This is a genomic window from Microbulbifer maximicatervae (SeqCode), from assembly GCF_052467385.1.
Genome location: NZ_CP174311.1, coordinates 5,118,041 through 5,137,599, shown reverse-complemented (window position 1 = coordinate 5,137,599; position 19,559 = coordinate 5,118,041). Strand labels below are relative to the sequence as shown.

The window sequence follows — 19,559 nt, the reverse complement described above, 5'->3', positions numbered from 1 at the left end:
AATTTGCCTTCGGGCACAGCAAATGGAAACGAAAGTTTATGGCACGTATTACCGTTGAAGATTGCCTTGAGCATGTGGACAACCGCTTCGAGCTCGTTATCGTCGGCAGCAAACGCGCCCGTCAGATCGCTACAGGCGGCAGGGATCCATTGGTTCCCGAAGAAAACGATAAGCCCACGGTAATTGCCCTGCGCGAAATCGAAGAGGGCCTGGTGGATGCCGCCATCCTCGACGAGCCGGAACGCGAAGAGGCACCTGCTCCTATCGTTGCCCCCAACTACCTAACAGATCAGCAAGTCTGATCAGGTCTCTTACTGGGTACTTTTTGTGTTTTACGAGAGGCGCGCGCGGCATTGCACACCATAGATAGTTTGGCCCACCGCCTCTCCTCATACCTTCCTCCCGACCAGATCCAAATCGTCCGCCGCGCCTATTTTTACGCGGAGCAGGCTCACGATGGTCAGCAGCGCCGTTCCGGCGAGCCCTATGTCACCCACCCGCTGGCAGTTGCCACTATTCTCGCGGGCATGCATATGGATCACGAGAGCTTGGCGGCAGCCATGTTGCACGATGTGATCGAAGATACGGGTATCCCCAAGGCAGCTTTGGCCGAGCAGTTTGGTGGAGAGGTTGCCGACCTGGTCGATGGGGTCTCCAAACTAACCCAGTTCGAGACCGACAGCCCTGCAGAAAAGCAGGCGGAAAACTTCCAGAAGATGGCGCTAGCCATGGCCCGCGATATCCGCGTGATTCTGGTCAAACTGGCCGACCGCCTGCACAATATGCGCACTCTTGGTGCACTGAAACCGCAGAAGCGTGCCCGTATTGCCCGCGAGACGCTGGAGATCTACGCACCCATCGCCCACCGACTGGGTATGAACGACGTTCGTATCGAGTTCGAGGATCGCGCTTTTTTTGCCATCTACCCACTACGTGCCAGCCGCTTGCGCGCCGCCCTGGTCGCCGCCCGCGGCAATCGCAAAGAGCTGCTGGAACAGATTCAGAATGCTATAGAACTGCGCTTGCAGCGGGAGGGCATCAGCTCTCTGGTGATTGGTCGGGAAAAGCACCTATTTAGCATCTACCAAAAGATGCGCGCCAAGAAGAAGTCCTTCAAGGAGATAATGGATGTCTACGCTTTCCGCATCATTGTGGACAGTGTGGATACCTGTTACCGGGTTCTCGGTGTTATGCACAGCCTGTACAAACCGGTAATCTCCGAGTTTAAAGATTACGTCGCTATCCCCAAATCCAATGGCTACCAGTCACTGCACACAGTGCTGCTGGGTATGCACGGGGTGCCCATTGAAGTTCAGGTCCGCACCAAGGAAATGGATGAAATGGCCAACAGTGGCATTGCCGCCCACTGGCTGTACAAAGCCTCCGGCGATGAGGTGATCAATACCGGTGGCACCAGCCAGGTGCGCGCACGGCGCTGGGTCCAGGGACTGCTGGAGATGCAGCAGCGCGCCGGCGACTCGTTAGAGTTTATTGAAAACGTAAAAATTGACCTGTTCCCGGATGAAGTTTACGTCTTTACCCCTAAAGGGCAGATCGTTGACCTCCCCGCAGGAGCCACTGCCGTGGACTTCGCCTATTCCGTACACACGGATATCGGCAACTCCTGTGTTGCCGTGCGTATCAATCAGCGCCTGGCCCCTTTGTCCCAACCTCTGGAAAGCGGGCAAAAAGTCGAGATTCTCACGCGCAAAACTGCACAGCCAAACCCTAACTGGCTCAATTTTGTAGTAACCGCCAAAGCGCGCAGTGCTATCCGTCACTTCCTCAAGCACCAGCGTCACCACGATTCCATTACCCTGGGCCGGCGCCTGCTGGAAAAAGCACTCAGTAAGTTCGACACGAGCCTAGACGCGCTATCGCCAGAGCAATTAGAAGCGGGCCTCAAAGAGGCGAAATGCGCAACTTTGGACAAGCTGCTGGAAGAGATAGGTATGGGCAGTAAAGTGGCCTTCTCTGCCGCTAAATTACTCGCGCCCGTCACCAGTGAAGAGACTGAAGCCAGCAATATCTCTTCTCCCTTAACGATCGATGCCCAAGAGGGCATGATGATCAGCTTCGCTCGCTGTTGCCGTCCTATTCCCGGGGATGCCATTATCGGCCATATCAGCTCGGGCAAAGGCGTAGTAGTACACCGCGACACCTGCCGCAATACCGGTGATTTTCGCGAGCACCCAGAAAACATCATGCTGGTGAACTGGTCACCGGATGTGACAGGAGAGTTCCTCGGTGATGTGCGGGTAGAAGTCGAGTCAGAGAGAGGGATTATTGCCCGACTGGCTACTCGTATTACGGAAGAGGGCGCCAGCATCGAGCAGATCAATGTGGATGAGAAGGATGCTCACAACAGCGTGATCTCCCTGACCCTGGAAGTCAGTGGCCGTGTACATTTGGCTCGGGTTATGAAGCGCCTGCGCAACCTCCCTTCTGTCATACGCATCGCCCGCCCTTGAGGAACACAAGGGAATCCCATTGGGAACTGCCATTAGGCTTCAAAGCGCGATATATTTAACCGACTTCTGAAAGCCCCGCAAATAAGTAAGGGATTAATCGGAAGTTCCGTATAGGTCTTCCTTTTCAACAATATTGATAAGTAATGGAGTACCCCATGCCCAATCGAGCCGTTATTAAAACCGACCGGGCACCCGCCGCAGCTGGTACCTATTCCCAGGCAGTAAAAGTGGATAATACTGTTTACCTGTCGGGACAAATCGCTCTGGACCCAGAGACACAACAGATGATTAGCGGAGGTTTTAGCGATGAAGTCCACCAGGTCTTTCGCAACCTCAGCGCAGTCTGTGAGGCCTCTGACGGATCGCTTCAGCATATTGTGAAACTCAATCTCTACATTACCGACAGCAGCAACTTTGCCGCTGTAAATGAGATAATGGCAGAGTTTTTCGAAGAGCCTTATCCCGCCAGGGCAACCGTCGTCGTCAAGGAGTTGCCGCGGGGAGCCCTTTTTGAAGCCGAAGCGATTATGGTGACCTGAGGCAAGAAGTTCTCGCCGATGCTGTGGCAATAATTGAGGAGGGCAGCTCAGCCCTCCGACTCCAACAGAGCGCTATAGCCCACCTTGTAATCTGGATATTTCAATTCGTAACCACTGGACAGCATCAACTGATTGCTGAGCTTTTTCGAGCGGCGCTCGCTCGTTTGCACAATCTCGCGCAGGTGGGCACTGGTATATCCCATCGCTTTTACCAACCACTGTTGCAGCTCGTACATCGGCACAGGCTGGCTATCGGCGCCTATATAAAGGGGCTCCGGGACCCACCCCTGTTTGTGCCTTTCAATAAGGTGCAATAAAAAACCAATACAATCATCGACATGGATGCGATTGCTATATTGCGGTGGCTGGGGAGGAGCGCAGCGACCAGCGCGAACCTGCGACAACAAGCGATCTCGACCAGGCCCATAAATTCCCGCAAAGCGCACAATGCAACTGTTGGGAATTGCGTTGCGAATGATCTCTTCAGCTGCCAGCAAACTATCTCCCTGAAAACCACTGGGCAGGGGTAAGGTTTGCTCATCGATAAAGTCGTCACCGCTTTGGCCATAAACACGAGTAGATGAAACCCAAATAACCAAGCGCGGTGGGGATGGAAGGTGCGGAACAACTTCAGCGACTGCCTTTGCCGTTTCCACATAGGCGCGGTGATAGCCGGTTGGTGTGTGCTCAGTGGGGGTAAATGTCGCGAGAATGACATCCGCCCCCGTAGACAACAAGCGTTCAATATCTTCTTTCTTAGTGGCATCCCCCCGGCGCCAATTCACCACATCTGCCCGGCGCTTACTCGCCAGAGCTACCAGGGGATTGCGCCGCATTCCATAAACCGCGTATTGCTTTCGGTCTATATGCAGTGCCAGTCTCGCCCCGAGGTCACCACACCCAAGGATCCAAAGCTTTTCTTGTTGTGTCATATAGTTCCCGGTGAACAATCTTTGCTGTCCACCTTATTCCCTTGATTCAGTGCTATTCAGTCCTAAGGTGCTGGGGTCATTTGGGCAAATATCAAATTCGGAATGCTTATAGTTCGCCGCCGAGGCTCTCCCCAAAGGCGGACTAGTTGCCACGCCTTTTGAACATGCGATAGATCGCAAGAAAAATTATCGCACCAATCGTAGCCGTTATTATGTCGCCAATTCCGAAACCAGTCACTGGGCCACCGAACCCAATCAAGGCACCCAGCCAGCCTCCAATAAAGGCACCGACAATGCCGATGACCATAGTGACTATCCAACCACCAGGATCTCTCCCGGGCATAATCCACTTTGCCAAAGCGCCGGCAATCAACCCGAGAATGACCCAGGACAGAACTCCCATGACGTATCTCCGTTCGGTGTGCCCCTTACAGATATAGCAAAATTTTGCGCCTCAATCCCACCTGAATTCCCAAAACTAGTAAATTTTCCCAATATTCGCTCTCAGCTTACAGATTGAGACAGGGTATTGGCCAGCGGCGATTATTTATGAATAATTACTATTACTAATGGCCATCTAATTGCCTCGACCATGACTCTCAATGAACTGCGCTATATCGTAACTCTCGCCCAGGAACAGCATTTTGGCCGTGCCGCCGAGCGCTGTTACGTCAGCCAACCGACACTCTCTATCGCGGTAAAGAAACTGGAGAAAGAGCTCGGTGTCGCTCTGTTTGAGCGCTCAAAAACTCGAGTGCAGGCAACCCCATTGGGCGAGAGAATTGTCGCCCAGGCCCAGCTGGTTCTGGAACAATCAGCAGCCATCAAAGACATCGCCAGCGCCGGCAAGGACCAGCTGGCGAGCCCCCTGTCAGTTGGCGCCATCTTTACTATTGGGCCCTACCTGTTCCCACACTTTATTCCCCAACTACAGCATTTGGCACCAGAAATGCCACTCTATGTTGAAGAGGGATATACCGCCACGCTGAGACAGAGGCTGCGCAAGGGTGAACTGGATGCCATCATTATTGCTCTCCCCTTTACCGAGCCCGACGTTGTCACCCAACCCCTGTACGACGAGCCATTTGTTGTATTGATGCCCGCAGGCCATCCACTTACAAAGCAGGAGGTTATCTCCCCGGATCAACTCACTGAAGACAATGTGCTTCTGCTGGGTGAGGGTCACTGCTTCCGCGATCAGGTACTGGAAGCTTGTCCGCACCTGCAGCTAACCATGGAAAAAGAAGCGGGCGGCGGCAGCATACGCACAGCCGCAGATGGCAGCTCACTGGAAACACTCCGCCATATGGTGGCCTCAGGGCTTGGAATTACCGTATTGCCACTCTCAGCCGCCACCGCATCACAGTATGCCAGTGGCCTGCTGGAGACCCGCCCCTTTACCGCACCGGGCCCACGCCGCACCGTAGCACTGGCCTGGCGGGCAAGCTTCCCCCGACACCGCGCAATCGACATACTGCGAGAGGCCATCAGCCAGTGTCACCTGACCGTGGGATAGATAACAACCTGGCCGAGCTGCCCGTTACCACCCTCAAAGGCGTGGGGGATAAATTTGCCCAGGTGTTGGCCAAACTCCATATCAACTCCCTACAGGATTTGGTTTTCCACTTGCCCCTACGCTATCAAGACCGCACCCGGGTGGTGCCTATTGCCGGCCTCACCGCCGGTATGGATGTGGTAATCGAAGGAGAGGTCAGTGCCGCCGATGTCGTATTCGGCCGCCGCCGCAGCCTGGTGGTCAGATTACAGGATGGCAGCGGCACCTTAACCCTGCGCTTTTTTCATTTTTCTGCCGCACAGAAAAGCCGCTTTGCCCGAGGAACCCGAATACGCTGCTTTGGGGAGGCCCGTCGCGGAGCCAACGGCCTGGAGCTCTACCACCCGGAAACGGAAATCGTCGGTATCGAAAACGCGGAGACCGCAGATACCCTTACGCCGGTTTACCCGCTAACAGAAGGTGTGAGCCAGGCCCGTATGCGAGGATTGGTGGAGCAGGCACTGGTTCTACTGAAAAACGGTGCTGTTACCGAGTTCTTGCCGGCAGAGCTGTTACCCAAATCTCTGCGCTACCCCCTCCGGGACGCCTTGCTGTATTTGCACGCCCCTCCGGCTGGCACCCAGCTAGATCAACTGGCAGCAGGTACTCACCCCGCCCAGCAGCGTCTGGCCCTGGAAGAGTTACTGGCACACCATCTGAGTCTGCTGGAGTTGAGGCGCAATAGCGCTAGGGTAGCGGCACCACCTCTGTCCGTTAACCGATCCCTGGAGCGAGACTTTTTGTCGCGTCTGCCATTTTCCCTCACCGGCGCACAGCAGAGAGTTTGCGAGGAAATCGCTGAGGATCTGGCTCAACAAACCCCGATGATGCGCTTATTGCAGGGAGATGTGGGCGCGGGAAAAACCCTGGTCGCCGCTATGGCTGCCCTAAAGGGCATTGGGACCGGTGCTCAAGTAGCAGTCATGGCACCGACAGAAATCCTGGCAGAGCAGCACCGGATCAATTTTTGTAATTGGCTGGAACCTTTGGGTATTGAAGTTGCTCAGCTAACGGGCAGCTTAAAGGCTGCCGAGCGGCGTAAACAGCTGGGCAAGATCGCCAGTGGCGATGCCCAGTTAGTGGTGGGCACCCACGCACTTTTTCAGGAAGAGGTGGCTTTCCACAACCTGGTGTTAGTGATTATCGATGAGCAACACCGCTTTGGCGTACAGCAGCGCCTGGAGCTGCGTGAGAAAGGGGCGGCAAGTGGAGCTACCGGCAGGCTGCAACCCCACCAGCTGATTATGACCGCTACACCGATTCCCCGCACCTTGGCGATGTCCGCCTTCGCCGACCTGGATTGCTCAATCATCGATGAGCTGCCGCCAGGGCGACAACCCATCAACACCGTTGCCATTGCCAATGATCGGCGCGACCAGGTTATGGAACGGGTGCAAAGCGCCATCGCCGAGGGCCGCCAGGCCTACTGGGTTTGCACCCTTATCGAGGAGTCGGAAAGCCTGCAGGCCCAGGCGGCAGAATCGACCGCCGAAGAGCTCGCCGAAATGCTCGAAGGCGTTCGCGTGGCCCTGGTACACGGCCGCCTGAAACCAGAACAAAAAGAGCAGGTGATGAGCGCCTTCAAGGCCGGGGAAGTAGATTTGCTGGTGGCCACCACGGTCATTGAAGTGGGCGTCGACGTGCCCAATGCCAGCCTGATGATTATCGAAAACCCCGAACGCCTGGGCCTGGCCCAATTGCACCAGTTGCGCGGCAGGGTCGGGCGCGGCTCCATCGCCAGCCACTGCGTGCTGCTGTACGGCACACCACTATCGCAGAATGGCCGCGCCCGCTTGCAAGCGCTGCGTCAACACAGTGATGGTTTTGCTATTGCAGAGGAAGACCTGCGTCTGCGAGGTCCCGGGGAAATCCTCGGTACCCGCCAGACAGGGGAGATCCAGCACCGTATCGCAGACTTGCAGAGGGATGCTGAGCTGCTGCCGCAAGTGCAAAGAATTGCTATTTCCCCTCAATTGACAGAGGGCATGCGACAACAGTTGATTAAACGCTGGTTACAGAACAAGCCCCGTTTCGCCGAGGCCTGAGGAGAGCGCCCTAGTGGGCGCCTATCGTGTTGTTATCGTTAATACTGACGCTATTGTAATTAGCGTCGTAGTAGGTCTCTTCGTCCAGGGCGCCTTCACTCTTCGCCACCACACTACTTACTACCGCATCACCGGTAATGTTGACCGCCGTGCGCACCATATCCAGCAGGCGATCTACGCCGATCACAATGGCAATCCCCTCGAGCGGCAGACCCACTTGCTGCAATACCATACCCAGCATAATCAGGCCGACGCCGGGCACCCCGGCAGTACCAATAGAAGCCAGAGTTGCTGTCAGGATCACCGTCAGGAAGCCTGTCAGGCCAATCTCAATTCCAAAGAACTGGGCAATAAAGACCGTAGCCACCCCCTGCATAATCGCAGTGCCATCCATGTTGATAGTGGCACCCAAAGGAACGGTAAATGCAGCAATTTTGTTATCCACCCCCAGGCGTTTCTCAACCGTGGCTAAGGTGACTGGGATGGTGGCCCCAGAAGAAGCGGTACTGAAAGCGAACATCATGGTTGAACGCATTTTTTTGAGCAACTCTATAGGATTGAGGCCGCTGAGAAGTTTCAAAAGTACTGAATAGACAACCAGTGCATGGACAAGTAAGGCACCAAGAACCACAGAGAAATATTTAGCCAGCTGTAAAAGTACCTCAAAGCCCAGTTGTGCAAAAGTCTTTGCCAGTAGAGCAAAAACGCCATAGGGGGCGAAAACCATCAACACTCCGACCATACGGAGAACAACCGTGTTGAGGTCGCTAAATAGTGCCGCAACTCGCTGACCCGGCTCCCCACAGCGGGAAATCGCATACCCCATCAATAGGGCAAATACGATAATCTGCAGCATATTTCCCTCAGCCATAGCGGCCACAGGATTGGTCGGGAAAATATTGACCAGCACCTCAGAAAGAGGTGGGGATTCTTTAGGCTCAAACCCTGATACCGCACCAGCTACGGTTTCGTTGACGCCAACTCCAGGCTGGAATATCAATGCCAAACACAGGGCCAAAGTAATAGCAATGGCCGTTGTCACCATATAGAGAAGAATAGTTTTACCTGCCAGAGGTCCAATTCGACTTCCCTCTGACAGGGAGCAAGCACCGCTAATCAGAGAAACTAGCACCAGAGGCACCACCATCAGCTTCAATGAAGCGATAAAGATTCGACCAATAACGTCGAACAAACCTTCGGTGAGGTATAGATTAATGACGTTGTTGACACCGGCGCCAACTAGCTGACTTTCACCGAGCAAATTGATGCCAATTCCAATGGCAGCGCCCGCAGACATCCCTAATAAAATTTTTCTAGTAAGCCCCATAACAAGCTTCTCTTTATGAATCGTTGTTTTCATTGCAGTGAGCACTATATCCATTGCCGTGCTGGGGAGCAAAAATGCAACAGGGAGAGACCTGTTGCCACCGGCCGGGATACAATGGGGCCTTTATCCAGACTGCGGAGTTATCGTTGCACCAATCACCATTTGTGCCCTCTGGCGATTGGCAGAGTTTGCCTCTTGAAACCCAGCAGCAACCACCCAAAAATCTGGTGCCCTGGCTGACCTATTCCGGATCACTCACCGCCGCTCTCAAGCAGCAAAGTGACGGGGACTTTTATGTTCGCGTGCTCTATCAGGGTTGGCAGACACCTCGCCCAGAAGAATACCTTGTACTGGGGTTACACAGTGGTAGCCGGGCTCTGATTCGGGAAGTACTGCTCTACGGTTGCGGACAGCCCTGGGTGTATGCCCGCAGCGTTTTACCCGAGCGCAGCCTGCAAGGAAAATCTCGCAATCTGCGCAGCCTGGATACTCGTCCGCTGGGGGAGCTGCTGTTTAGTGAACCGGGCATTCGCAGGGGGGAGATCGCCCTAAATTTGCTGCAGAAATCCCCTGGCTGCGCCGATCGTGAACTTGGGGAAAAGGATTCTGAAGTCTGGGGTCGCCGCTCGGTATTCTGGCTGCGGGACAAGCCTTTACTGGTGTCAGAGGCTTTTCTTCCCAACTTCACACCGACAGGTGACCCCATGGCGCAAGAAGCTGCCAAAACTATCGCAACTGAGGATTCACTGTGATCAGCCAACAGATCGCACAACGCTGGCCCACCGCGCTGCCCTACTGGCAATTGGCGAGGATGGACAAGCCCATAGGTTCACTGCTGTTACTCTGGCCCACTTGGTGCGCACTATGGCTAGCCGCTGAGGGATGGCCGGGCTTTCACTTGTTTATCGTATTCACACTCGGTGTGATCCTGATGCGAGCGGCTGGCTGTGCAGTCAATGACTTCGCCGATCGCAAAATTGACGCCCATGTAAAACGCACCGCAGAGCGTCCCCTGGCCACCGGCGCACTGACTCCAAAGTCTGCATTGGCGCTTTTCGTCGGGCTCAGCGCTACCGCCTTCTTACTGGTACTCAGCACCAACACACTCACGATTCTCCTCTCGTTTTTAGCTCTGGCTCTGGCATTCGGCTATCCCTTTGCAAAGCGCCACACACACCTGCCCCAGATGGTTCTGGGCGCCGCCTTTAGTATGGGAATCCCCATGTCTTTCGCAGCGGTTACAGGAGAAGTGCCAGCAGAGGCTTGGTTGCTCTATACCGCCAACCTGGTATGGACCCTGTGCTACGACACTTTCTATGCGATGGTGGACCGCGATGACGATCTTCAGATCGGCGTTAAGTCCACCGCCATTTTGTTTGGGGAGATGGACAAGGTCATCACCGGAACCTTACAACTTTTAGTTCTAATAGCCCTGCTACTTATTGGATCAAGGTTTTCTCTCGGCACTTTTTACTACTTGGCGCTATTGCCGGTTTGCGGTTTATTCGTTTATCAACAGTGGCTGATTCGGGACCGAGGGCGAGAGGGCTGTTTTCAGGCTTTTATCAACAATAATTGGGTAGGGTTTGCCATTTTCGCCGGCATATCGCTGCATTTTCTGCTGAATTGAAAGATGAGTGGGCCCCAGAAGTGGAGCGTCATATATTTGTCATATAAATCCCGTTTAATCCTCGGCCATAACTTGGGAAACCCTGACAACAGAGCGGGTATGGCAGGCAAATGCACAGTAAAACGATCCTGATTGTCGATGACGAATCCGCAGTGCGCGATATGCTGCGGGTCGCACTGGAAATGGCAGATTACCGCTGCCTTGAGGCGGAAAACGCCCAGGAAGCTCACGCCCTGATTATCGACGAGAAGCCCGACTTAGTGCTGCTCGACTGGATGCTGCCGGATGTTTCCGGGGTAGAGCTGGCAAGGCGCCTCAAGCGCGATGAACTCACCACCTCGTTGCCGATCATCATGCTCACGGCAAAAGGTGAAGAAGACAATAAAATCAAAGGGTTAGAGACCGGGGCCGACGATTACATCACCAAGCCTTTCTCCCCCCGGGAGCTGGTTGCACGCTTAAAGGCCGTACTGCGCCGCGCGGGCCCGGCAACCCCGGAAGAACCGCTCAGTGCCGGCGCACTGATATTGGACCCACTGAGTCACCGAGTCACTATCAAAGGGCAGCCGGTGGATATGGGGCCAACAGAGTTTCGCCTGCTCACCTTCTTCCTCTCCCACCAGGAGCGCGCCTATACACGCACCCAACTCCTCGATCATGTATGGGGTGGGAATGTCTATGTAGAGGAGCGCACCGTGGATGTCCATATCCGCCGTCTGCGCAAAGCCCTGGCCATTGATGGCCACGACCGCTATATCCAGACAGTTCGCGGCACCGGGTATCGGTTTTCTGTGCAAACCGCAGAAAAAGTGTGACAATCCTCTCTGGATCGGTACCGATCCCTGCAGAATCAAACCTCCGTACTTAACGGGTGCGGGCCTGGTTCCATGAGGTATTGAATGCGGGCGGAAGAGGCTGTGCCACTGCCGCCATCTATCAGGCAACACGGCAACTCTATGTTGGATCGCAGTATTGGCGAGTTCTCGCGTTTCGTAATTATCGCCCTGGGGTGCACCATTCTCGGTGTCACCTCCGGCAGCTGGTCTCTCGCCCTGATTGCGGGATTGGCCAGCTACCTGATCTCAGTGCTGTGGCAACAGCAACGTTTCAACCGCTGGCTGGCAAACGGCAGACGCGGCCCAGCCCCAACCGCCTTTGGTATTTGGGGCGAAATCTACGACGACTTTTACCGTATGCAGCGGCGCCACCGCCGCGAGAAGCAGAAGCTGCACGTGATGTTGCGCCGGGTACAAGACAGTACCAGTGCCCTGCGCGAGGGCATTGTAGCCCTGGAAGACGGCGATAACCTGGCTTGGTGGAACCCTGCAGCGGGTGAACTCCTAGGGTTGCAAGCCAGTGATTCCGGCCAGTCATTAGTCAACTTTGTCCGCGACCCTGGCTTTGTCAGCTATATGCACAGTGACAACAACGGGGAACCCCTCACTCTGCCCGCACCTGGCAATGAAGCTCGTATGTTACAGCTGGAAGTCACCCGCTACGGTAAAGATGAGGCATTGGTCATTGTTCGCGACATCACCCGTTTACACAATCTCGAGCAGATGCGCCGGGATTTTGTCGCCAATGTTTCCCATGAGCTACGCACCCCCCTCACCGTAATTGCCGGCTACCTGGAAACACTGCAAAGTAGTGATATGGCACCGCCTCCCTGGAGGAAACCCCTGGCACAAATGGAGGAGCAGACTGGCCGCATGAGTACGCTGGTCAATGACCTGCTGCTATTGGCTCGCTTGGAGACCTCAGAGCGCAAGAGCGGGGATATGGCTGTGGCTGTGCCAGAACTGATTGAGAGGGTGGCCCAGGAAGCACGCAGCTTCAGTGGCGATCGGCATCATATTGAAGTTGATTGCAAAGGGGATTGCTACCTCAATGGAGACCCCGGCGAATTACACAGTGCTTTTGCCAACTTAGTTTTAAATGCAGTGAAATACACTCCCGAAGAGGGCGAGATTCAATTGCGCTGGTGGCAGGATGACAAAGGCGGGCACTTTTCCGTAGAGGACAACGGTATCGGTATCGATTCGATCCATATTCCCCGCCTGACTGAGCGCTTCTATCGAGTTGATCCAGGCCGCTCACGGGACAGTGGCGGCACGGGTCTCGGGTTGGCGATCGTTAAGCACGTGTTGCTGCGACACAATGGAGAAATGAGTGTAGAAAGTACGCCCGGGCAGGGCAGTCTCTTCACGCTTCACTTTCCACCAGCAAAGCTGGCTCTAAAGCCGGCATCCAGGTTGAGCTCTGAAGCCGCTAATTAAAGCGGCTTTCGATTACTCCAGTTCCTGCAGCTCTACTTCTTTACCGTCTTTGATATAGCTGGCCGTGCCCTCTTTACCCAGAGCGTTTGCTTCCCGGCGCAAAACCAAATGGTGCAACTGCAAATCCCCATCGCGCAGCAGTAGGTGCTCATTGCCCTCATCATCGGTAGGCAGGGCCTTAACACCGATGAGGGCATCTCGCAGAGCGCGCAGCTTGGGTACATCGCGATAGCGATTCAAGTCATTCGACAAACGGGCTTTCATGCGCTCGCTCTCATGCAGTGCCGCCGCTGTCTCTCGGTATTTAGCAAAAAAGAATACCGCTCCAATGGCAAAAGCCACAATTACCACTATTTCCAACCACTCAGGCATGGTTACTCCTTATTATCACTTTTCCGCCAGACCATTAATTGGTTATTGGCTGGCAGGTAATTTAGTTCTACGCGACTGAACCCCGCACTTTCCGCCACCTGATCGAGCCATTCGAGATCGCGAATCCCCCGCTTGGGATCACGCTCCTTCAACTCAATATCAAAATCAGCATTAGTAGGGCCAATAAACTCTCCTGCAATTTTCACCGGACCATAAACAATCAACAAACCTTCCGGCTCCAAAATATCGGCACTGTGCAGAAAGAACTTTTGCACCAGTTCAGCCGACATAATATGCAAGGTGTTTGCAGTGAAAATAGCATCAGCCGAAATCTCGGGCCAAGAATCACCAACATCGAGCACTAACGGCTGTGGCAGGTTGCTATTGGGGACCTCCGCCAGCCAGGACTTTACTGCCTCCAGCTGTTGCGATTGCTCTGAAGTTTGCCACTCCAGATGCGGTAAATGCGGAGCAAAATATACTGCGTGCTGACCTGTACCACTGCCAACCTCAAGCACTTTACGACTTGAAGCCAACAGGCGAGTCAGTTGTTGGAGAATCGGCTCGCGATTGCGCCCGCAGGAGGGCGCATTCGGCAATTCAGTACTACTCACTGCGGTTCATCCCGGGTAAATACCCAATCCCACTCAGTGGACATATTCGGGTTATAGACATAACCGGCCACATCAAACCCTTTCAGCTCTTCAGCCTTCTTTACCCTCTGGTCAATGGCCCAGCGACTCATCATGCCTCTGGCTTTTTTAGCGAAGAAGCTAATCATCTTATACTGACCATTTTTCAGGTCCTTAAAATGCGGGGTGATCACCTGAGTATCAAGCTGCTTGGTTTTGACTGATTTGAAATATTCATTGGATGCGAGGTTTACCAACTCGCGACTCTTCACGCCCTGCAACTGCGCATTCAATGCTTCGGTAATCTTATCTCCCCAAAATTCATAGAGATTCTTACCCTTGGCATTTTCAAATTTAGTGCCCATCTCGAGGCGATAGGGTTGCATCAAGTCCAATGGGCGCAGTAAACCATAAAGGCCAGAGAGCATACGTAAGTGCTTTTGCGCATAGGCAAAGTCCCGCTTACCCATAGTCTCCGCCTCCAATCCGGTATAAACATCACCTTTAAAGGCGAGCAGGGCGGGGCGGGCGTTGTTATCGGTAAACGGGCGCTTCCAAGTCTGGAAGCGATCGTAATTCAAGACTCCCAACTTATCTGAAATCTTCATCAAGCTGGAAACCTGCTGCGGGCTCAGTTCGCGCAACTCTTTGATCAGGGCTGCTGACTCTTTCAAAAAGTCCGGCTGGGTGGTTTCCAGTGAGGGAATATCACTTTCATAGTCCAGGGTTTTCGCCGGTGAAATAACTATTAACATCGGGTGCCTTCTCACTTCGCTATCGCCTCAACCACACACTACCAAGCTATTGTGGCTGGCCCAAATATATCGCGGATGTTTACTCCGGCTTTAGGACGTCCTGCCACCAATTGAGTGGTGTTTGCCCGTCTTTAGGGTCATAAACATTGCCGTAATACCAAACGCTGTTAGCCCCATCGCAGGCAGTGTTGAGGATCTCCTCAATCTTATCGAATCCACAGCTGACATGAATGCTGTAGACCAATACTCGCGGCGCCTCGAGATCCAACTCACCCCCGAGTTTTTCCAGCTGTGGGGTCAACTTATCAGACAGTTCCGTACTATCACCGCGACAAAAAATACGCACCGCCAAATTGCCCGAGCGCTTTACCAACTCAAATTGCTGGGTGTCTTTATCGACCTTAATGTAATCCCCACTGGCGATTCCTTTAATAAAGACAGGGGATCGCACCAGCTGGCAGCTATCATCCTCGCTCACACGAACCTGTAGCCGTTCCACCACGGGCTCACCTTCGGGGTTGTTGCCCGCAAATAACTCAATGACTTGAAGTGCCGTCATAAACCTCAGTTCCCGTACTGTGTACAATGAGTAACCATTCTAATGACTCAACATTATACAGGGAGGAAGGCAATGATCTCGCGTACCCAGGCGCTTACGGCATGTGTCGCATTTCTGACAACATCCATTCTCGGCGGGTGTGTTGTCAATCCAGTCACCGGTGAGAAACAGGTTTCGCTGATATCTCCGCAGCAGGAGGTTCAACTGGGGCAACAGCACTACGCTGCTAACCAACAACAGCAGGGCGGCCAATACACCATTGATCCAGCCCTGCAAAACTACGTCAGCCAGGTTGGCCAAAAGCTGGCGCGGGTCTCAGACCGCCCCCAGCTACCTTACGAGTTTGTGGTTCTGAACAACTCGGTTCCCAACGCATGGGCCCTGCCCGGCGGCAAAATTGCCATCAATCGAGGCCTGCTGGTGTTACTCGATGACGAAGCTGAGCTCGCTGCCGTACTAAGCCATGAGATAGTTCACGCTGCTGCGCGACATTCCGCAACTGCGATGTCCCAACAACAATTACTGGGCGCTAGCCTGGCAATCGTGGGAGCTGCCACCCAGGACTCTGGCTACTCTGACTTGATTGCCACCGGGACTCAACTGGGGGGCTCCGCCTATATTGCCCGCTACAGTCGCGGCAATGAGTTAGAGTCAGATCAATACGGCATGAAATATATGGCCGCTGCGGGATATGACCCCCGGGGGGCCGTACGCCTGCAAAGAAAATTTGTTGAACTGTCGGAGGGGCGGCAAACTGGTGGACTGGAAGCGCTCTTTGCCAGCCACCCCCCTTCCCAATCTCGTGTCAGCGCTAATATCAAGCACAGTCAATCTCTACCCAAAGGGGGAATCACCAATCGGGCTGCCTACCAAAAAGCCATAGCGCAATTAAAGCGCGATGCAGATGCTTACAAGAATTACGACGATGCGGTTGCCGCAGCCAATAATAAAAAGTTTGACTCTGCACTAACGCTGGTGAAAAAAGCTCAAAAACAGCAACCCAAAGAAGCTACCTTTTTTGCGCTAGAAGGCGATATACTCAGCCAAAAGAAACAATATAAAAATGCCCGAAAGGCATACGATAGTGCCATCCAAAAGAATCCGGCGCTATTTTCGTATTGGCTAAAGCGGGGAATCACTTATATCCAATTAAAAAATTATAGCTCTGCAGAGGGCGACCTAACCAGATCACTACGCTATCTGGATACCGCTTACGCACACTACTACCTCGGCCAGACCTATGAGAGACAGGGAAATAAGCAAAGTGCTTACAAGCACTATCAGGAGGCTGCCGGGGCTGGAGGGGAAATTGGCACCATGGCACAAAATCGAATAAAAGCCATCGCCAGCAAGGGATAAATAAATCCGATTAAAATAAAAAGGGCTATCTGAGATAGCCCTTTTAAGCTTACTTATAACTGAACTGTTAGGCTAAGTTCAAACTTTTCAACATCAAGTTCAATAAAAGGAGTCACAAGGCTAAGCACGGTATCATTTTCAAGATCTGGTATAACATCAAGCGTTGAGGTAGATCCTGCACGATAGGTATCACTACCAAAGCTGCGAATATTAATATTATCATCTGCCTCCATAGTGCTATAAGCAGCCTCTAAGGCAATATTCCGACTAAAGAAGTGGGTGAAAGCCAGCTTCATATCGTCTTTCTCGTCCAGTTTCATACCAAACGAACTGCGTTGGGTAAAGAAATATTCTGCACCGATCTGCCAATAATCGTCATCACCTTCATAGTTGGCATAGGAAAGTTCAGTGGTCAAATACCTCCCACCTCCCAGGTTTGTGAAATATTTGGAGGAAAAGACAGCCACATCGAATCCATCGTTACTGACAAAATCAAAACCAATATAATCAGCACCGCTCAACGGATGATTGTATCGAAATTCAACATAAGTCTCTTCATCAGACTCAAAATCAGTGTGGGAAAGTCCCAATAAAAAGTTCGGGGTGAATAAATAGCCAAGAGCAACCGTATCAATATTGCGATCATTAACTTCGGTCAAATCAACACCGAAAATAAAACCATTTTTAGCAAAATACTCTCCGGTCACAGCGTAATTATCGGCATTATTTTTATCTACCTCATTGTGGAAAAAGGCAGCCGACACATTGCTTACTTTGTTAATATATTCAAACTCTTTTAGAGGGCCTAGAGTTTCTTTTCCAGAAAAGAAATAAGTAGTTTCAGCCAAAAACTGATTGCCATCTAAATCGAACTCACTACCCATAACATCTAGATCATAATCCAAGCTAGAATATCCAGCTGTAGTAATTGAATTATATTTCTCAGCGTCAGCTGTTACAGAGAGAAGTAACAGGGGAAGAATAGCGAGACTGAATCTCATTTCCGAAACCTTTCGTTAACATAATGACCTAAATTGGGGTGCGAATTCTAGCAAGATTTTTTTACTGCGCAACAAATACTATTTGTATGAGATAAAAGCAGAATCCACATATAAATGGACTATACGGTAAATATGCTATTATCACCAAACCTAGATAATTCAATTCACACAACAGATTCTTTATGCTTCCACTGCTCATATAGTTCTACTGAACTGACAAGCAATCTTTCGCCTGGAGACACCTATCGATGAAAGTTATTCACCCACAGGTTTTTACGAAACATTCGAATCGACAAGCTTTCATTTAGTAAGCCCGCACAAAAATTAAGCTAAATTTCTGAAGGATTATTTCGCGATAGCAAGAGATTTAGAAAGATTTCAGATTTATTTAGAAGTCGGATATAAAAAGAAAAATCAGCAAAGTACTCCAACCATTACATAAAACAGCTGGATATAAAAGAAAACTGGCACCAGGGTGCCAAACAGGATTGAAGCAGTGCAGCTAAGTTGCTTTGAACTTACCCAAGCTGCACTATAAAGAAAGGGCTATCATTGATAGCCCTTTACTTAAGCTAGCTTACAATTGGACAGTTAAGCCCAGCTGGTAGATATCTAGATCACCGCTAACATCATTATTAGATAGATAAGCTGCTTCAACAGCAATATTGCGGTTAAAGAAGTGAGTCATCCCCAGCTTATAATCTTCCTGTTCGTTATAGTCAAACTCAACAGAAGTGCGCTGACTGAAGAAAAACTCAGTACCCAGCGCCCAGAAGTCATCATATTCCTTGACGCTATTGTAAGTTAACTCTGCAGTCAGGTACTGCTCTCCACTCAGGTGCACGAAATACTTAGAAGACAGGATGCGATTATCAGACTCCTCATCCACAAAAAGGTTGAAACCAACATAATCAGTTGAATTCAACTGATGGTTGTAACGAGCTTCTACCGAAAATTCATTATCACTATCGTTATCAACATGGTTCAATTTAACCAGAAAATCTGGAGAAAAGAGATATCCAATAGATTGATAATCTACATTAGACTCCCAAAGATCATATATACCGGCACCAACAACAATCCCATTGGAAGCAAAATATTCACCACCCACAGTGAAAGAGTCTATATCTTCACTACCGAAATTAGAATGAGAGAAACCGGCAGAAACATTGCTCACCTTGTTAATATATTCAAACTCTTTTAAGGGACCAAGAGTTTCCTTACCACCAAAAAAGTAGGTAGTTCCAAGGTTAAAATAATCTGCATCATAGCTTTTACGCTTAGTAACCCCAGCACTACCAGTGTTAGAGTATGTATATTCGTAATTCTCGTATGTAGAATTAGTAAAAGAATTATATTCTTCAGCGCCTGCAGTTGCGGCGACAAGCATCAGGGGGAGAGCAGCAAGCTTGAATCTCATTTGATAAATCCTTCGTTAACGTAGCGATCCAAATTGGGCTGCGGATTGTAACAAAAGTATTTTGGCGCGCAACAACAGCAAATTACACGATAAGCAATTTGAGCCAAATTTGCGGTAAAGCGAATATTTTTTTTCGATAAAAAAACATATCAACCAGAAAAAACAAACGCTGTAATTAGCTGTAATGCACCAAACAAATAAATTCCAGCTAAAAATAATAAAATAAAAAGTTTTATTTTGTTATTCGAACACATATTTATTCAGGCTGTGTTCAGGTTCAATTGATTAACATCAATCGCTATTAATATTTACAACCCATTGCGGGTCATAAAACTCCCCTATTAGATTAATTTTTACAAAAGGGGCCACGCTGGCAATGATTTCATCAATTTTTTTACTGTGCTCAGCTTGCATAGCATCCCGATCTTTTTTACATCGCCAGCTAGCAATGGCTATCAACACATTGGGGTCATCAATTTTTTGATGGAGCTCTGTGCCCATCGCTCCCGGGGAGCGCTGGATAATCTCAGAAGCGCGCATCCAGGCATCGGCATAATCCTCAGCTTTAAACCCATTTTGTAGATGAACTTCGAAGATAAATTTCATGCTCTGTATTACCTAACGACTAACAAATAGTTTTCCGTAAAAAAAAAGGCCGCACTAGGCGACCTTTTTAAATTAGCAAA

General features: G+C 51.3%; 20 protein-coding genes. 10 read left to right on the top strand and 10 right to left on the bottom strand.

Annotation, left to right across the window (positions count from 1 at the left end; genetic code table 11):
* Positions 1-38: 38 nt before the first annotated feature.
* From rpoZ to ACJJIR_RS22020, 3 genes are all read left to right on the top strand, one after another.
* Positions 39-302: a DNA-directed RNA polymerase subunit omega gene (gene rpoZ / locus ACJJIR_RS22030; protein ID WP_413663830.1), complete on the top strand. Its 264-nt coding sequence runs from the start codon at positions 39-41 to the stop codon at positions 300-302.
* 51 nt (positions 303-353) lie between these two features.
* On the top strand, positions 354-2,471 hold the full coding sequence (gene spoT, locus ACJJIR_RS22025) for a bifunctional GTP diphosphokinase/guanosine-3',5'-bis pyrophosphate 3'-pyrophosphohydrolase (protein ID WP_282930627.1): 2,118 nt from the start codon (positions 354-356) through the stop codon (positions 2,469-2,471).
* A 155-nt stretch (positions 2,472-2,626) separates the two neighbouring features.
* Positions 2,627-3,010, top strand: a complete 384-nt coding sequence (locus tag ACJJIR_RS22020; protein ID WP_282930626.1) for a Rid family detoxifying hydrolase — start codon at positions 2,627-2,629, stop codon at positions 3,008-3,010.
* 47 nt (positions 3,011-3,057) lie between these two features.
* On the opposite strand, the gene ACJJIR_RS22015 is transcribed toward ACJJIR_RS22020, so the two are convergent.
* Together ACJJIR_RS22015 and ACJJIR_RS22010 are read right to left on the bottom strand one after the other, a co-directional pair.
* Positions 3,058-3,942, bottom strand: coding sequence for a sugar nucleotide-binding protein (locus tag ACJJIR_RS22015; RefSeq protein WP_282930625.1), 885 nt, complete (start codon positions 3,940-3,942; stop codon positions 3,058-3,060).
* Between the two features lie 142 nt (positions 3,943-4,084).
* Positions 4,085-4,345 carry a GlsB/YeaQ/YmgE family stress response membrane protein gene (locus tag ACJJIR_RS22010; protein ID WP_108735039.1) on the bottom strand — a complete coding sequence of 87 codons (261 nt, stop codon included), beginning with the start codon at positions 4,343-4,345 and terminating at the stop codon, positions 4,085-4,087.
* Between the two features lie 189 nt (positions 4,346-4,534).
* Here ACJJIR_RS22010 and ACJJIR_RS22005 point away from each other — a divergent pair, with 189 nt between their 5' ends.
* A complete protein-coding gene (locus tag ACJJIR_RS22005; protein WP_282930624.1) occupies positions 4,535-5,458 on the top strand; it encodes a hydrogen peroxide-inducible genes activator in 924 nt (307 codons plus the stop codon).
* Complete coding sequence (gene recG / locus ACJJIR_RS22000) at positions 5,437-7,542, top strand: ATP-dependent DNA helicase RecG (protein WP_444906843.1); 2,106 nt, start codon at positions 5,437-5,439, stop codon at positions 7,540-7,542. The genes ACJJIR_RS22005 and recG overlap by 22 nt, the downstream gene beginning before the upstream one ends.
* A 10-nt stretch (positions 7,543-7,552) precedes the next feature.
* Here the strand turns inward: recG and ACJJIR_RS21995 are convergent, their stop codons facing one another.
* Positions 7,553-8,869, bottom strand: a complete 1,317-nt coding sequence (locus ACJJIR_RS21995) for a dicarboxylate/amino acid:cation symporter (protein WP_444908446.1) — start codon at positions 8,867-8,869, stop codon at positions 7,553-7,555.
* Positions 8,870-8,943: 74 nt separating this feature from the next.
* Between ACJJIR_RS21995 and ACJJIR_RS21990 the strand changes: the two genes are divergently transcribed.
* The 4 genes from ACJJIR_RS21990 to phoR all read left to right on the top strand — a co-directional run bounded on the left by ACJJIR_RS21990 (position 8,944) and on the right by phoR (position 12,775).
* Positions 8,944-9,621: a chorismate--pyruvate lyase family protein gene (locus ACJJIR_RS21990; RefSeq protein WP_444906842.1), complete on the top strand. Its 678-nt coding sequence runs from the start codon at positions 8,944-8,946 to the stop codon at positions 9,619-9,621.
* Positions 9,622-9,680: 59 nt separating this feature from the next.
* Positions 9,681-10,499 (top strand): 4-hydroxybenzoate octaprenyltransferase, encoded by an 819-nt coding sequence (ubiA, locus tag ACJJIR_RS21985; protein ID WP_444908445.1) that lies wholly within the window; start codon positions 9,681-9,683, stop codon positions 10,497-10,499.
* Between the two features lie 110 nt (positions 10,500-10,609).
* Positions 10,610-11,314: a phosphate regulon transcriptional regulator PhoB gene (gene phoB, locus ACJJIR_RS21980; RefSeq protein ID WP_108735044.1), complete on the top strand. Its 705-nt coding sequence runs from the start codon at positions 10,610-10,612 to the stop codon at positions 11,312-11,314.
* Positions 11,315-11,398: 84 nt separating this feature from the next.
* A complete protein-coding gene (gene phoR, locus ACJJIR_RS21975; RefSeq protein WP_444906841.1) occupies positions 11,399-12,775 on the top strand; it encodes a phosphate regulon sensor histidine kinase PhoR in 1,377 nt (458 codons plus the stop codon).
* A 12-nt stretch (positions 12,776-12,787) separates the two neighbouring features.
* Here the strand turns inward: phoR and ACJJIR_RS21970 are convergent, their stop codons facing one another.
* From ACJJIR_RS21970 to ACJJIR_RS21955, 4 genes are all read right to left on the bottom strand, one after another.
* Positions 12,788-13,147, bottom strand: coding sequence for a hypothetical protein (locus ACJJIR_RS21970; RefSeq protein WP_444895650.1), 360 nt, complete (start codon positions 13,145-13,147; stop codon positions 12,788-12,790).
* A 2-nt stretch (positions 13,148-13,149) separates the two neighbouring features.
* A complete protein-coding gene (locus tag ACJJIR_RS21965) occupies positions 13,150-13,761 on the bottom strand; it encodes a DUF938 domain-containing protein (RefSeq protein ID WP_444906840.1) in 612 nt (203 codons plus the stop codon).
* Complete coding sequence (yaaA, locus tag ACJJIR_RS21960) at positions 13,758-14,534, bottom strand: peroxide stress protein YaaA (RefSeq protein ID WP_444906839.1); 777 nt, start codon at positions 14,532-14,534, stop codon at positions 13,758-13,760. Before yaaA ends, ACJJIR_RS21965 begins: the two co-directional genes overlap by 4 nt.
* 79 nt (positions 14,535-14,613) lie before the next feature.
* Positions 14,614-15,093 carry a DUF4265 domain-containing protein gene (locus tag ACJJIR_RS21955; RefSeq protein ID WP_444906838.1) on the bottom strand — a complete coding sequence of 160 codons (480 nt, stop codon included), beginning with the start codon at positions 15,091-15,093 and terminating at the stop codon, positions 14,614-14,616.
* 72 nt (positions 15,094-15,165) lie between these two features.
* On the opposite strand from ACJJIR_RS21955, the gene ACJJIR_RS21950 reads away from it, so the two are divergent.
* A complete protein-coding gene (locus ACJJIR_RS21950) occupies positions 15,166-16,452 on the top strand; it encodes a M48 family metalloprotease (protein WP_444906837.1) in 1,287 nt (428 codons plus the stop codon).
* 53 nt (positions 16,453-16,505) lie between these two features.
* On the opposite strand, the gene ACJJIR_RS21945 is transcribed toward ACJJIR_RS21950, so the two are convergent.
* The 3 genes from ACJJIR_RS21945 to ACJJIR_RS21935 form a co-directional block, all read right to left on the bottom strand.
* Positions 16,506-17,453, bottom strand: coding sequence for a putative porin (locus ACJJIR_RS21945; protein WP_444906836.1), 948 nt, complete (start codon positions 17,451-17,453; stop codon positions 16,506-16,508).
* 577 nt (positions 17,454-18,030) lie between these two features.
* On the bottom strand, positions 18,031-18,873 hold the full coding sequence (locus tag ACJJIR_RS21940; RefSeq protein WP_444906835.1) for a putative porin: 843 nt from the start codon (positions 18,871-18,873) through the stop codon (positions 18,031-18,033).
* Between the two features lie 291 nt (positions 18,874-19,164).
* Positions 19,165-19,479, bottom strand: a complete 315-nt coding sequence (locus ACJJIR_RS21935) for an antibiotic biosynthesis monooxygenase family protein (protein ID WP_444906834.1) — start codon at positions 19,477-19,479, stop codon at positions 19,165-19,167.
* Positions 19,480-19,559: the final 80 nt, after the last annotated feature.